The organism is Sulfodiicoccus acidiphilus (genome assembly GCF_003967175.1).
GTDB classification, from domain to species: Archaea; Thermoproteota; Thermoprotei_A; order Sulfolobales; family Sulfolobaceae; genus Sulfodiicoccus; species Sulfodiicoccus acidiphilus.
The window spans coordinates 855,930-870,505 of record NZ_AP018553.1 but is presented as its reverse complement, the minus strand read 5'-3'; the positions used below and the strand labels follow the sequence as shown (position 1 = coordinate 870,505).

The 14,576-nt window shown below is 53.6% G+C and carries 13 protein-coding genes and 1 pseudogene; 13 read left to right on the top strand and 1 reads right to left on the bottom strand.

All coding sequences use genetic code 11. The features are described 5' to 3' along the window. The first annotated feature begins 44 nt into the window (after positions 1-44). The 13 genes and pseudogenes from HS1genome_RS04640 (at position 45) to HS1genome_RS04580 (ending at position 13,582) form a co-directional block, all read left to right on the top strand. A pseudogene (locus HS1genome_RS04640) lies at positions 45-2,275 on the top strand (CDC48 family AAA ATPase). 4 nt (positions 2,276-2,279) lie between these two features. Next, positions 2,280-2,510 (top strand): hypothetical protein, encoded by a 231-nt coding sequence (locus HS1genome_RS04635; RefSeq protein ID WP_126449813.1) that lies wholly within the window; start codon positions 2,280-2,282, stop codon positions 2,508-2,510. After that, entirely contained in the window at positions 2,507-3,562 is a 1,056-nt protein-coding gene (gene fen, locus HS1genome_RS04630) for a flap endonuclease-1 (RefSeq protein WP_126449812.1), read from the top strand. The genes HS1genome_RS04635 and fen overlap by 4 nt, the downstream gene beginning before the upstream one ends. Before the next feature lie 49 nt (positions 3,563-3,611). Next, positions 3,612-4,265 carry a precorrin-2 dehydrogenase/sirohydrochlorin ferrochelatase family protein gene (locus HS1genome_RS04625; protein WP_126449811.1) on the top strand — a complete coding sequence of 218 codons (654 nt, stop codon included), beginning with the start codon at positions 3,612-3,614 and terminating at the stop codon, positions 4,263-4,265. Then, positions 4,255-5,496: a glutamyl-tRNA reductase gene (locus HS1genome_RS04620; protein ID WP_158613718.1), complete on the top strand. Its 1,242-nt coding sequence runs from the start codon at positions 4,255-4,257 to the stop codon at positions 5,494-5,496. The genes HS1genome_RS04625 and HS1genome_RS04620 overlap by 11 nt, the downstream gene beginning before the upstream one ends. Continuing rightward, positions 5,453-6,460: a porphobilinogen synthase gene (gene hemB / locus HS1genome_RS04615; protein ID WP_126449809.1), complete on the top strand. Its 1,008-nt coding sequence runs from the start codon at positions 5,453-5,455 to the stop codon at positions 6,458-6,460. The genes HS1genome_RS04620 and hemB overlap by 44 nt, the downstream gene beginning before the upstream one ends. After that, on the top strand, positions 6,457-7,710 hold the full coding sequence (gene hemL, locus HS1genome_RS04610; protein ID WP_179950430.1) for a glutamate-1-semialdehyde 2,1-aminomutase: 1,254 nt from the start codon (positions 6,457-6,459) through the stop codon (positions 7,708-7,710). The genes hemB and hemL overlap by 4 nt, the downstream gene beginning before the upstream one ends. Beyond that, complete coding sequence (hemC, locus tag HS1genome_RS04605; protein WP_126449807.1) at positions 7,703-8,584, top strand: hydroxymethylbilane synthase; 882 nt, start codon at positions 7,703-7,705, stop codon at positions 8,582-8,584. Before hemL ends, hemC begins: the two co-directional genes overlap by 8 nt. Then, on the top strand, positions 8,559-9,224 hold the full coding sequence (locus HS1genome_RS04600) for a uroporphyrinogen-III synthase (RefSeq protein ID WP_126449806.1): 666 nt from the start codon (positions 8,559-8,561) through the stop codon (positions 9,222-9,224). The genes hemC and HS1genome_RS04600 overlap by 26 nt, the downstream gene beginning before the upstream one ends. Further along, the gene (locus HS1genome_RS04595) at positions 9,209-9,469 is read left to right on the top strand and encodes a hypothetical protein (RefSeq protein WP_126449805.1); all 261 of its coding nucleotides are present in this window, start codon (positions 9,209-9,211) and stop codon (positions 9,467-9,469) included. The genes HS1genome_RS04600 and HS1genome_RS04595 overlap by 16 nt, the downstream gene beginning before the upstream one ends. A 6-nt stretch (positions 9,470-9,475) precedes the next feature. Continuing rightward, the gene (locus HS1genome_RS04590; RefSeq protein ID WP_126449804.1) at positions 9,476-11,074 is read left to right on the top strand and encodes an alkaline phosphatase family protein; all 1,599 of its coding nucleotides are present in this window, start codon (positions 9,476-9,478) and stop codon (positions 11,072-11,074) included. Between the two features lie 16 nt (positions 11,075-11,090). Continuing rightward, entirely contained in the window at positions 11,091-12,482 is a 1,392-nt protein-coding gene (locus tag HS1genome_RS04585; protein WP_126449803.1) for a (2Fe-2S)-binding protein, read from the top strand. After that, positions 12,479-13,582, top strand: a complete 1,104-nt coding sequence (locus HS1genome_RS04580; RefSeq protein WP_126449802.1) for an NAD(P)/FAD-dependent oxidoreductase — start codon at positions 12,479-12,481, stop codon at positions 13,580-13,582. Before HS1genome_RS04585 ends, HS1genome_RS04580 begins: the two co-directional genes overlap by 4 nt. A 1-nt stretch (position 13,583) precedes the next feature. Here HS1genome_RS04580 and HS1genome_RS04575 read toward each other — a convergent pair whose 3' ends face one another. After that, positions 13,584-14,558, bottom strand: a complete 975-nt coding sequence (locus tag HS1genome_RS04575; protein WP_126449801.1) for an MBL fold metallo-hydrolase — start codon at positions 14,556-14,558, stop codon at positions 13,584-13,586. Positions 14,559-14,576: the final 18 nt, after the last annotated feature.

Below are 14,576 nucleotides of genomic sequence, written 5' to 3'. Positions count from 1 at the left end.
CAAGTTCTAATAACCTCCTCTCCGAGAGATAGTAGTAGATTACCATGGCGAGCGGTTCTGAGGAGCAGAGACAGCCACAGAGGAGGCAGCTCGAGCTCAGGGTCCTCGAGGCGAAACAGAAGGACGTAGGTAGGGGTAAGGTTAGGATAGACACCGATCTCCTGGCGTCAATAGGGGTCACCGCAGGGGACGTGGTGGAGATAGAGGGAACTAGGAAAACCGCGGCCATAGCCTGGCCAAACGCCAGCGAGGACGCAGGGATGGACGTCATAAGAATGGACGGGATAACAAGGAAGAACGCTGGAGTTAGCATAGGGGACAGAGTGGTAGTGAGGAAGGCCCAGGTCAGGCCAGCCAGCTTCGTAAAGCTAGCTCCCTCCAACTTCTCCATCACGGTCGATCCAGGCTTCGTCAGCTACGTCAAGAAGAAGTTGAGGGACTACCCCATGGTTGAGGGAGACACCGTCTTGATTCCAGTTCTGGGGCAGGCCATACCGTTCACTGTAATACAGGTTAAGCCGGTCGGAGTGGTGATAGCTAACGACGAGACTAGTATAACCATATCCGAGAAGCCGATAGAGCAGACTAGGCTCCCTAGGATAACCTATGAGGACATAGGGGCATGAAGAACATAATAGACAAAGTCAGGGAGATGGTGGAGCTCCCCCTGAGGCACCCCGAACTCTTCAAGAGGTTGGGCATAGAGCCACCCAAGGGGATCCTGCTCATAGGTCCTCCAGGAGTAGGGAAGACCTTATTGGCGAAAGCGGTGGCCAACGAGACTGAGGCTTACTTCACCTCCATAAACGGCCCCGAGATAATGAGCAAGTTCTACGGTGAGAGCGAACAGAGGCTCAGGGAGATATTTGAGGACGCCAAGAAACACGCTCCCGCCATCATATTCATAGACGAGATAGACGCGATAGCTCCCAAGAGGGACGAAGTGATAGGGGAGGTCGAGAGGAGAGTTGTGGCTCAGCTCCTTACTCTCATGGACGGCCTTGAGAGTAGGGGTAACGTCATAGTTATAGCAGCCACCAACAGGGCGGGGGCGGTGGACCCAGCCCTGAGGAGGCCTGGGAGGTTCGATAGAGAGATAGAGATACCCCTCCCCGACAAGCAGGGGAGGTTAGAGATACTACAGATCCACACTAGGAACATGCCGCTTTCCAAGGACGTCGACCTAGAGAAGATGGCCGACATAACTCACGGTTACACTGGTGCCGATCTGTCGGCCTTAGTGAGGGAGGCAGCCATGAATACGTTGAGGAGGTACCTCCCAGAAATAGATCTCTCCCAAGACAAGATCCCGCCCGAGATCCTCGAGAAGATGGAGGTGAGGATGGACGACTTCATGAAGGCCATGAAGGAGATAGTGCCGAGTGGACTCAGGGAGATATATATAGAGGTCCCCGAGGTCAAGTGGTCCGACATAGGTGGACTGGAGGAGGCCAAGCAGGAGCTGAGGGAGATAGTGGAGTATCCCCTGAAGTTCCCAGACTACTACGAGAAGGTGGGCATAGAGCCGCCCCGGGGCATCCTCCTCTTCGGTCCACCTGGGACGGGTAAGACCATGTTGGCCAAGGCGGTGGCCACGGAGAGTGGGGCCAACTTCATAGCCGTCAGGGGCCCCGAGATACTGTCGAAGTGGGTTGGGGAGAGCGAGAAGGCCATAAGGGAAATATTCAGGAAGGCAAGGCAGTACGCTCCAGCTGTGATATTCTTCGATGAGATAGATGCCATAACTCCAATGAGGGGAGCGGGCTACGACTCGGGAGTGACTGAGAGGGTGGTGAACCAGTTGCTGGCTGAGATGGACGGAATAGAAGAGATGCAGCACGTTGCTGTCATAGCTGCAACTAACAGGCCTGACATAGTTGACCCAGCGCTCCTCAGGCCAGGGAGGTTCGAGAAGATGATACTTGTGCCACCTCCCGATAGGGATGCTAGGACGGAGATATTGAAGGTCCACACCAGCAAAGTGCCCCTGGCCAACGACGTAGATTTAAGCGACTTGGGAGCGAAGACCGAGGGCTACACTGGAGCTGACATAGCTGCCCTAGTTAGAGAGGCTGGGCTAGTGGCTCTAAGGGAAGGCCTCAGAAAGGGGATAAGGGCTGAGGACTTAAAGGTAAACTGGACTCACTTCATGGAGGCCATGAGGAAGGTGAAGCCCTCAATAACTCAGGAGATGACGCAGTTCTACGCCTCGTGGTTCGAAAGGGCTAGGCAGCAACTCCCCAAGCAGGTAGTGAAGCCGAGCACCTTCGCGTGAGAGCATGTGGAGGGAAGTCCCGCTTCATTACTTGGTCCTCGAAAGACTGAGGAAGATGGGAACATCAGTGAGGGATCAGGACCTCTATGCCGACGTAGTGAAGAGCTCCACTACGCAAGTTTCCTTCTCCGATTTCTTAAGAGCTCTCATGAGCTTGGAGATAAGGGGCTTCATATCAGTAACCCTCATAAAGGAGGACGTGCGCATGATCTCCCTATTGGGGGATAAGGAATAGGAGTAGACTTAGGGGATCTAGCTGAGGGAGTAAGGAAGGAGATCTCCCTCAGGGAATTGAAGGGCAAGAAGATCTCCATCGACGCGTATAACGCGATTTACCAATTCCTGGCAGCCATCAGGCAACCTGACGGGACTCCGCTAGTCGACTCGAAGGGAAGGGTCACAAGTCACCTCAGTGGGCTGTTCTATAGGACAGTGAACCTGCTGGAGGAGGGGGTTACTCCCATCTACGTCTTTGACGGCAAGCCACCCGAGATGAAGCGAGGGGAGTTGGAGAGGAGGAGGCAAGTGAAGGAGGAGGCCAAGCTAAAGTACGAGAAAGCCAAGGAGAGGGGGGACGTTCAATCCCAGCGGAAATACGCAGCGGCCTCGGCCTACCTCACCGACGAGATGGTTAGGCAGTCCAAGGAGCTTCTGAAGGCTATGGGAGTTCCTCACGTTCAGGCCCCCGCTGAAGGGGAGGCCGAGGCTGCTCACATTCACATCCAAGGAAAGAGTTGGGCGGTTGGCAGTCAGGACTACGACTCCCTCCTCTTCGGTGCTGAGAGGTTGATTAGGAACCTCACCGTAACTGGAAGGAGGAAGTTGCCTAACAAGGAAGTCTACGTGGAGATCAAACCTGAGATCTTGGAGCTGAGTAATATGCTAAGGGAGCTCGGGATCACCAGGGAGCAGCTGATAGACGTGGCCCTCCTCGTTGGCACGGACTACGACCCAGAGGGGGTGCGAGGCTTCGGCCCCAAGAGGGCCTACTCCCTGGTGAAGAAGTACGGCTCGCTTGAGGCGGCGGCAAGAGCGGGGGAACTTGACCTGAGCGATCTCGGGGTGGACCTGAGGGAGCTCAGGGACGCCTTCTTGAATCCTCGGGTGGAGGATGTAGAGGGCGAACTGAACCTAGGGGAGGTGGATAGGGAGTCAGTGTTGAGGTTGTTAGTAGAGGAACACGACTTTAACGAGGAGAGGGTTGCCAGCGCCCTGTCGAGAATGGAGAGGGCGATGAGCGAACTAAAGGGATCCTCCAAGCAATCTGGGTTGGATAAGTGGTTTTAACTCGGCTTTGCAGTTTTTAGAAAATCTATATAAAGTCTAGTCCCCCAACATGGGTGATGCGTTGGTGGAGTTGCTGCCCCTGTTCGTTGACGTCAAGGACATGAGGGTGCTGGTTGTAGGTGGAGGGAAGGTGGGGACTAAGAGGGCTTCCAAGTTCTCGGAGCTAGGCGCACAGGTCACGGTATACAGCCTAGAGTTCTCTCCTGAACTCGAGTCCATGAAAGTGAACAAAGTGAGGGGGGATGCTAGGGAATTGGACGAGGAGTTCTTATCTCACTTCGACGTCGTGGTGACTGCCACAAACGACCAGGAGATCAATAGGAAGGTTTGTTCTATGGCTAAGTCCATGAGGAAGCTGTGCAACGATCCCACCTCCCCTCCCGACTCCAACTTCATAGTCCCCATATACTTCGACGACGGAACGCTTGCGGTGGCCGTGACGACTTACGGTAGGTCAAGTCTCAGTTCCAAGTACCTGTTAGACCTAGTGAAGGATGTCGTAGATGGAAGTGACGTGAGGGCCAGGGTCGACGCTATGTACGAGGTGAAGAAGATGTTGAAGTCCAAGGTGAGTGACCCATCTAAGAGGTTTAAGCTCTACTCATCCATATTCTCTGACTCCATCTTTCAGGAAAGGGTGGCTAAGGGTGACGTCTCGGGGGCCCTAAAGAGGGCTGAGGAGGTGGTCGAACGTGGGAGTTGAGGATGAGCTGAGGAACTACGGGGCCCTCCTCTTCACTTACAGAACGGTTGGGCTCAAGTCACTTCCCGCCCACTACCTTAAGCCCAGCGAGGAGAGGGCACTTGTGAAGGCAGTGGGGAGAGGAGTCCTAGTCCTTCAGACCTGCAATAGGGTCGAGCTCTACTTCCACGAATCGCCTGAGTCGAAGTTGAGAAACGCGGTAGACTTCCTGAGGGCTGTTCACTCCAGGGACGTATCTAACGAGGGCAAAGTGTTGTATGGGGTGGAAGCAGTTAGGCACCTTTTCGAGGTAAGCTCGGGCGTGGATTCCTTGGCTGTGGGGGAATACGACGTCCTGAGGCAGGTGAGGCAGAGCCTAGAGGACAGCCGTTCCCTAGGAGCTAGCGACTACGGGGTCCACATGCTAGTGGAGAGGGCCCTAAGAGTGGGGAGGAGAGTGAGGGTGGAGACGATGATCTCCAGGGGGAAGGTCGGGGTCTACTCCCTCGCCGTCGATTACGCTAGGAGGAGGCTCGGTGATCTAAAGGACCTGAGGGTCGCCGTTGTGGGTGCAGGCGTAGTCGGATCCAAGTTGGCCAAGATGTTGAGGGATGAGGGTGTGGGGCAGTTAACTGTTGTCAGCAGAACGGAAGAGAGGGCCAAGGAACTGGCGAGTAAGCTCGGGGTCCACTGGTCCTCTCTAAGTGCCTTGACTGACGGTAATCAACTGGTCTTCGCCGCAGTCACCAACCCATCCACTGGTCCCTCTCTCACAGCGCCCCACGCTAGGCTAGTGGTGGATCTTTCTGTTCCCCCAATCTTCTCTGGGGATAACGTTATCACCATGGACGACCTCAGGGAGGTGTCTAGGGAGGTGGCCGAACAGAGGGAGGGGGAGATAGAGAAGGCGAAGTCCATAATAGAAGAGGAGATTGGCGACTTCGCCAGACAGTACCAAAGTTACAAGGCCAAGGTGTACGTGTCGAAGGTGATGAGGAGGGTTGAGGACATAAGGAGGAGGGAGGTCAAGAGGGCCATTCATGAGCTTTCTAAGGCCATTCAAGTCACCCCCGAAGTGGTCGAGGTGTTGGAGGCCATGTCTAACTCCATTGCTAGGAAGTCCATGGAGCCGGTCTTCAGCAGGATTTCCCAGTTGGTCAAGGAGAACCAGGAAAACTACATTAACTTTCTCGTGGACACTCTAACCAATGGCGACGTTTCCAACGCAAAGGCCAAGGAGGCTCAGAAGTAGTAAGTTAGTAAGGGACGCTGTGGCGGAGACGAACCTGTCCATTGACGACTTCATAGTTCCACTCTTCGTAAGGGATGGAATATCCGAGCCTGAGCCCATTTCGAGTATGCCGGGTGTCGTCAGGTTCCCGGTGGAGTATCTGCCCAAGGTGGTGCAGTCACACGTGGAGCTGGGTCTCAAGCAGTTCATCCTCTTCGGAGTACCTTCCTATAAGGACGACATAGCTAGCTCGGCCTACGCCAGGGACGGAGTTATACAAAGGTCCCTAAGGCTCTTGAAGGAGACCTTCGGAGAAAGTGTGCTACTCTACGCTGACGAGTGCACTGACGAGTACACCTCCCACGGTCACTGCGGGATAGTTAAGCGACAAGAGAAGGGCTACAGGGTGGACAACGACGAGAGCCTAAAGGTGCACGCCACCATAGCCCTGAGCCAGGCTGAAGCTGGGGCCGACGTGGTAGCTCCCTCTAGTATGATGGACGGGGTGGTTGGGGCCATAAGGAAGGCCCTAGACGAGAACGGGTTCCAAGAGACCTTGATCATGGCCTACAGCGCAAAGTACGCCTCTTCTTTCTACTCTCCCTTCAGGGACGCTGCCTTCTCTAGGCCAGCCTTCGGAGACAGGAGGTCCTATCAGATGGATCCCCGCAACAGCTCAGAGGCTCTGAGAGAGGTGGAGCTAGACATTGAGGAGGGAGCTGACATTGTCATGGTGAAGCCGGCCCACACCTACCTCGACGTGCTCAGGAGAGTAAAGGAGAGCTTTCCAGAGTACCCTCTGGCGGCCTATCATGTCAGCGGGGAGTACAGCCTACTCAAGGCGGCGGCCCTTAACGGGTGGATAGACGAGAAGTCTGCAGTTCTAGAAGTCACCACGGCGATAAGGAGGGCAGGAGCGGACTTGATAATCACCTACTACGCGGAACAGTTGGCCAAGTGGCTCAGAGAGGGTGTCCCATTTTGAGCGGTGAACTCTGGGAGGTGGCCAAAAGTCTCTTTCCGGGAGGGGTGAATAGCCCAGTAAGGGCCAAGGTCCAGCCCTATCCATTCTACGTGAGGGGAGGTCAAGGTCCCTACATCTTCACTGAGGAAGGCAAAGCGTTGGTAGACTTCGTATTAGGGTACGGCCCCCTCTTCTTGGGCCACAATCCTCCCTACGTGAGGAGGGCAGTGGAAAGACAATTGGAGAGGGGTTGGCTCTTCGGAACACCCAGCAGGGCAGAGGTGGAGTTAGCGAGAAAGATAAGGCGACACGTCCCGTCAATGGAGAAAATGAGGTTCGTCAATAGCGGTACCGAGGCTACCATGGTCGCCCTGAGGCTCGCTCGAGGGTACACAGGTAGGACTAAAGTGCTTAAGTTCGATGGCAATTATCACGGGGCCCACGATTACGTATTGATCGATGCGGGAAGCGCAGCCTCCGAGTACGGTGTTCCAACGTCGGCCGGCGTTCCTGAGGAAGTGACGAGGACAGTTTCAGTATGTCCCTACAACGACCTCAGTTGCGTCCAGAAGATTCTATCGAAGGAAGACCACGCAGCAGTTATCGTGGAACCTGTGATGGGCAACATGGGCGTCATTCCGCCCTCTAAGGGGTTCCTGAGCGGATTGAGGGAGATTTGTTCAAGTACTGGAACCCTACTGATCTTTGACGAAGTGATCACAGGTTTCAGGCTCTCTATCTCAGGTGCCCAAGGGCTCTTCGGAGTGAACCCAGACATAACTACCTTGGGCAAGATAGTGGGAGGGGGCTTCCCCATCGGGGTGGTGGGAGGGAGGAAAGAGATAATGGATCAACTGACTCCATCTGGGCCTGTATTCAACGCGGGAACTTTCAATGCCCATCCACTTTCAATGGCTGCAGGTGTTGCAGTCATAGAGCAACTTGAGAACGGCAACCACCATGTTGTCGCAGAGAGGGCGGCCAAAGCCTTCGTCGATTCCTTGGATGACTCGCTTAAGCTGACCCACGTGGTTAACAGAGTAGGGAGCATGTTCCAGGTATTCCTAGGAGTCTCCGAGGTCAGAAACGCCTCTCAGGCAAGAAAAGCGGACAGAGAAGCCTACCTGAGACTTCACTCCAGCCTGTTAAGAGAAGGGGTCTTCATTCCTCCTAGCCAATTCGAGGCACTCTTCACTTCTGCCGCACACGATCAGGATGTCGTTGATTTCGTCGTGAGGGCCCTGAGGAACGCGGTGAGGTCAGTTGGTTAGATTGGCCGCTAGGAGCAGCATATTGAGCAGGATCCAGGTCGAGAAAGTCTCCGAGGCCTTGCGATCTCTTGGGTTGGATGTGGAGTTCGTGCCTGTGAAGTCCCGGGCAGACCTAGCACCGGATACACCTTTGAGGTCCTTAGGTCGAGGGGCCTTCGAGGCCGAAGTCAACTCTGCGGTGATTAGGGGGGAAGCTGACCTGGCAGTGCACAGCATGAAGGACCTACCTACCGAGATCGACCCAAGGCTAACTGTACTAGGCGTACTAAAGAGGGACACTCCTTTCGACGTCTTCGTCTCACCCCGTTCCTTGAGGGATGTCGAGGGTGGTTTTCGGGTAGGCACAGGTAGTGAACGCAGGGCCAACTTCGTTCGTTTCCTGAGACCTGACCTCAGAGTGGTACCCATTAGGGGGAACGTCGACACTCGACTCAGAAAGTACAGAGAGGGGGAGGTGGATTCCTTAATCTTGGCGGAGGCCTCTCTGGCTAGGTTGGGAGAGCACGTTAACTACTTCGTCATAGATCCCACGGAGCTAGCTCCAGAGGCGAATCAAGGGGCGATCGCAGTGGTGGGCAGGTCAAATTGGAGTGGTGCGGAAGAGATCAAGACCGTATTGGACGATGAGAGTTGGACTGAGGTGAAGGCAGAGAGGGAGGTGTTGAGAATAGTGGGAGGGGGATGTAGTTTCCCTGTGGGCGTGTTGTTCAGGGTTGAGGGAAACTCGCTCTGGGGAGTGGCCACTTACATTACCCCATACCTGAAAGTGTCAGTACAGGGTACCTTCAGGGCAGATCCAACCTACGCGGGGAGGGAACTTGGTAGGAAGTTATTGGAGGCTATGAGAAGTGAAGGTGCTTTGGCTGAGGCCTGAGGGAAGGGAGATCCCATCTATCGACGGGATCGAAGCCATCAGCCTACCGGTCATAGAACTGCGTTGCCTTCCATACTCAGCCTCAGAACTGAGCTATTTCGAGGCTGTGGCCTTCACTAGCGTCAACGCAGTTCGTTGTTTCAGAGATAGATCCCTCCTTCAAGGGAAAAGGATTTACGCCGTAGGACCGGCCACTGCGAAAGAATTGGGGATGGATAGCGTCAGAGTCCCCTCCGAGTACACTACTCTGGCGATGGTCAGGACGGCCGTGTCCGACGGAGTTAGGAGCCTGATTGCCTTTAGAAGCTCCACCGCCTCGGACTCACTTGTCAGAGAGCTAGCCGGTAAGGTTAATTACGTGGAGGTCAAGAACTACACGGTTGTCGTGCTGAGCGAGGGCGTCGAGGCGGCTAAGAGGGTGTTGGCTTCCGGAGAAGTCGATGCGGTTGTGTTAACTAGCTCCACTATTGCCTCCCTTGTAGCGGATTCAATTCCCAATGGAACTGCGGTAATCTCAATAGGGCCGGAGACCTCCAAGGTCCTCACGTCGAGGGGGTTGACATTCTTAGAGGCTAAGGAACACGACGTGCAAGGATTGAGGAGGGTACTGGAGGAGATGAGGAAATGGAGGACAGGGTGAAGGCATTATTACTCAAGGTGCTGAGGGACATAGAACCGGACGTGATTCCAGAGACTGTCGAGATAATGTTCTACCAAGGAAGAAAGGAGAGACACGACTGCTTTGGTAGGTATAGGACGCCTTGGGGACTGTACGAATTCGCGGTGAGCTTCGACGACAAGGGGAAGATTAAGAGGAGCCACACGAACTTGATCTCTACTAAGGGAGTGTTCGAGGATGTGGAGAGGAAGATGAGGCAGGGCTGACTTCCCTTGAAGGCACTCATGGTAGTGCTCGACGGTGCCTCCTTTCACGTCATGGAGAGGCTGAGGAGCGAGTTACCCACGTTCAGTAGGATGATCGAGGAAGGAGCCTATGGACCTTTGACTAGTAGCACCCCTTCCCTCACCCCTGTCGCGTTGGCCTCCCTGTTCACGGGATTCGGTCCAGAGGTTCACGGCGTGATCTCTCCTAAGATATTCGTCAAGGGAAGGCGAATTCAAAGGGCAGTGTCTGCGTTCTCCAGCGAGTCGCTCAAGGTGGATCCCATCTGGGCGACTTTGTCAAAGAGGGGGCTGAAGGTACTCATAACCTCTGCTCCACAGGCCCTGCCCGATAAGTGGAAGTTGCCAGGCCTCACCTTGATGGATCCTTACAGGGCCAGGCCGAAGGAGCTCAGCGAGGGGACTGTGCTCAAGGTGGGCTCCAACCAAGCCGCGGGGGTAACTTGGGAGGTCTCTAAGGAAGGAGGGAAGTTCACGATCTCTTTCCCTAGTGGAGACGGTAAAGGAACGGTGGAGCTAGAGAATGGGCAGTGGTCCTCCCCTATCGCCTTCTCAGCTACATACAGGAAATCGAAAGTGGAGGGAATCACGTTCCTGCACGCGAGGGCCGAGGACGTTTATTTTTCCCCAGCGTCCTTCACCACGGGCGAGTGGAGCAACGATCCCGACTTGGCTTCGGCAGTATGGGAAGAGGTGTCCCGCAAGCAGGGTATGTTGTTAGACGGTGACTACAAGTCGTTGGAGAAGGGCCTTATAAGCTTCGAGGAATACTTGGAGACAGTTAGACTCTCCTTCAACTTCTTCCTTTCCTACACCTCTTACGTCTTGAGGAGAAGTGAGTGGGACTTCGCCTCCACTTACCTCCCTACTATTGACAACGTGCAACATCTACTATATGGCGTTGATGACGCCTTCACATTAGTTGTCGAGGCCTATCGCATGGCCGACAGATTCGTGGGGTCCCAGTTGGGCTTAGCCGACGTTATCTTCGTGGTCTCCGACCACGGTGTTGTTAAGGTCAGGAAGAGGGTTAATGTCAATTCGTTGCTGAGGGATATCAACGTCCTCAAGACGGGAGAAAGGGGAATAGATTGGAGTAGAACTAAGGCGTATTACGGCGGAGGTGGAGTATTAAGGATCAACCTAAAGGGTAGAGAGGAGGACGGTGTAGTAAGTAAAACTGAGTTCCCCAAGCTGGTACGTTACATCGTGAAGCATCTCGATGCCCTCAGGGATCCAGAGACCGGTGAGAAGGTGTTTGTGAGCATAGTGTCGACAGAGGTTCCGGCTGAAGACAGGGGAGCAGACGTGTTTCTGACGGTGGGAGAGGGGTATTCGATCTCTAGCACGCTTAGGGAGGAAGGTTTGGAATCTGTGAAGCCCTACAGGACTATAACAGGAGACCACGGTTATTATAGGGGAGAGGACATGTACGGTGTGTTCCTGACCATGGGAGACAAGATTAGGAAGGGAGTTAGAGTTAAAGACGCTAAGATAGTCGACGTCGCTCCGACCATCTGCCGTGTACTTGGGGTGAACAATAATAGATCTGATGGAAGGGTCCTTATGGAAGTCCTATTAACCTGATAGCGCTGGTTCCCCCATGCCCCTTCCAGTAGTTTATAGTAAGGTTCACGGAAGGCCTAGGAGTGTTAGGGACTGCGAACCTGGACTTCCTTACACTGAAGAGGTGATGGAGGGCCGTAGGGTGAACCTATGTAGGGAGGGGGTAAGATCATCAAGGCCTATTCTCAGGCTGAGGATGAGGAGGAAGGTCCTCCATTGGAGGACACTCAGGTTCTTCCCCTCAATTTTAGAGAGATACTCTCTAAGTTTCAACGTTCCGTCCCACTATTCGAGACTTGATGGAGAGCATGAAGTGCGTAAGCTCGACGTCGACTGGTTAGTGATTGGAGGTGGAACTGCTGGTCTTTCTCTATTGAAGAGAGTCGGGGGAGTATTGGTCGCCAGAGACGTACTAGGAGAGGCAGCTCTTCCTTGGGTGGGGAAGCCATTGCTGGAGGAGCTGAAAGGCGTAGTCAAACAGTTTTCGGAGCACATAATCATGGGGGAGTACAAGGGTAGGTTCGACGAGGGGCTCGTGGTGCAGTCTGGGTCAGCAACGATTGTAGTGAGGGCCAAGAACGTTGCCTTTGCCAATGGTTCTAGGTTCGTCCCACCTCTCTTCCCTGGGAACGATCTTCCTGGAGTTGCTTCGGTAAGGTTGTACTTGAAGGCTAAAGAATGGTTCAAGAACCCGCTCTTCGTAGGCTCTTCAGACGACGTGTTGAGGGCGGCCTCTCTAGTAGGAGGTAAGGTAATTCACAGAAGGGGGGCGGCGTTCTTCTCCAGGAGGGTCCTAGAGGAGGCCCAGACAGTTGGGGTAGAGATAATACCGGCACAATCGCTCCGAGCGTTAGGCAGGACCAGAGTTAGTTCTGTGGAGGTTGATGGTGTTAAGTTTAAAGCGGACTCCTTAATTTACGGAGTCGTCAGACAACCTCGCTTGGAGGCTCCAGCCAACTTCGGACTTTCCTACACGTTCTACTCTAAGACTCACGTCTACTTGCCTAATCACGATCTAGTGGGAAGGAATGGGAATTCGCTGTTACTTGGAGGGGCTAGGGGGATTTCAGACCCCATAACCTCTGCACTTAGTGCCCATGCGGCGATGGGAGATATAGATCAGTTTGTCGAGTCGTTGAGAGAGACCGAGTCGTATCTATTGGACTACTACAGAGGAAATTGGGAGAGCAGCCCTTCTCCTTACATCTTCGGTGTACGAGGATACATCTGCGAGTGTGAGGACTTGACGTATGAGGATGTGGCTGAGTACATGCGGGCCGACTCAGATGTCGAGTTCGTCAAGAGGGCGTTAGGAGTGTGCACTGGAAGCTGTCAAGGTAAGCAGTGCGCCTTCCTATTGGGGAGCGTAATGGGGAGCAAGTCTCTCATAACCTTCAGGAGTCCACTAACCCCGTTGGTGATACCGTGATCGTGATAGTTGGAGCTGGCGGACACGGGCTGAGCGCGGCCTATCACCTCCTGAAGAGGGGGGTGAAGAACGTTGTGATTATCGAGGCAAAACGTGTAGGTTACGGTTCTAGCAGCAGGAACATCTCGAGGTACAGGGTTTACTTTAACGACAAAAAGAACGTCGAGTTCGCTAGGAAAGCGATGGAGTTCTTCTCGAAAGAGAGTAAAGAGTTGAAGTTCAACACAATGTTCATGAGGACTGGTTATCTGTGGATCCTCGGAGAGGGCCCCACTGAGGGCTTCAGGAGGAGCACCAACCTATGGGACTCAGAAGGTTTGGGAGGAAAATATCTGGATTGTAACAATTTCAATTTCCTCAAGGAAGGTTTGGGAGAGTGTTACTTTGGTCCGTTGGCGGGATCCTTCCACCACGATTACCTCACACTCAGCTACTATGAGGAGGTTAGGAAAGTTCACACCTTCCTAAGTGGAGAGGTGACCCAGTTGCTTTCATCGGGGGGTAAAGTGAAGGGCGTAGTTGTTGAAGGACGCCAAGTTCAAGCGGACACGGTGCTCATAACGGCTGGAGCCTGGACTTCTAGGCTCCTATCCTCTCTAGGATTATCCATTCCAATCGTCCCAGAGAGGAAGGAGGCCTACATAACCGAAGACGTAAAGTTTAAAGTAAAGCCACTGGTCATAGACCTTGCGACTGGAGTTTACTTCTCTCACACATTAAAAGGTGAGATCATAGGAGGAATAGATAGGGGAGTTCAAGGTTTCGTTGAGTTCTCGATCTCCTTGGATAACATGCTTGCCTACTTGAAGAGACTGAGACATCTGGTGAGGGGCATAGAAGGAATAGGTTTGATGAGGGGATGGAGTGGTTTCTACGAAATGACTCCCGATAGGTCCCACGTGATGGGCTTCGATCCTCAGTGGCCAGAGGGACTGTTCATAGACGCGGGTTACAGTGGACACGGAATGATGATGTCACCTCTCTCGGGGGAGATAATGGCAAAGATGATAGTAGACGGGAAGATCGATGGCCTCGCCCAACCTTTCACTCCAGAGAGGTTCAGGACTCACAAACTCCTTGAGGAAAACATGGTCATCTGAGTTAGATAGGCATGGGAACCGCCCTTATTCCTAAATTTCGTCTGATGTAGTTGGCGAGGTCCTTAGCGTACTTACTTCTACTTCCGTCAGTCACCACTAAATTCGGTCTAGAGGCCGAAACGTATTCTACTAGATCCTCGAAATCTGCGTGGTCGCTAAGGGCAACGATGTAAGAGTTTCTGTCTGTCTTCTTAACCGGCGTGTGGAACTCCCAACCGCTGAGCAGGAAGTTAGTGTGACGGTTTGTCCTCTTCCTGAACTCATTGAAGTGGGAGAACCTCACATACCATCCAGTCTTTATGACCTCAAACGAGTCAGGAACGTCTTCCGTCAAGACCGTTCCAGGCTCGAGGCCCTCTTCCATTGCCACTCTAGTGAATTCCGCCACCTTTCCACCCACTACGAACGGGGCTTCGACTCCTGCTTTCCGCAGCATACTCATAGCTTCCTGTAGCTTGCCGTGGTAACCGAACACCCTCACTGGTCCTAAGGCCAATGCGTCGTTTACCCTATCTAGGAATTCCTGTTTCACTTGCTCTTTAAAGGGTCTTCTCATGTTAGGGTGTCCATAGGTTGCTTCTATGACAAGGACGTCTCCGCTCAATATCGGGGTACCCTTGCCTGGGGTCTTGAAGTCCCCAGTATAGACTATGGAGGAACCGTCCTTAGTCTCCACGAAGACTTGTGCAGCACCCATTACATGTTCTGCCCTCTCCAGTCTTAACTTCTCTCCATCGACCTCTATCCACCTGCCGTAGTCCAGAGGGAGGGCCTTAGCTTCTGGGACTCGGTATCCCAAGACATTCAGAAATCTGATCGTAGTTGGTGTACCTATCACTCCTAGGCAAACTCTAACACTGTTTCCGATCTCTCCGACGTGATCCGTATGGAAGTGGGTGACTATCCGAAAAGGTCTGCCATAGTGGCCGTCGGCAACGAAGTTCTCGCCGAGGAGGACAGCGCCATTCCTCTGAATCGAGACCTTCGTCCTCTC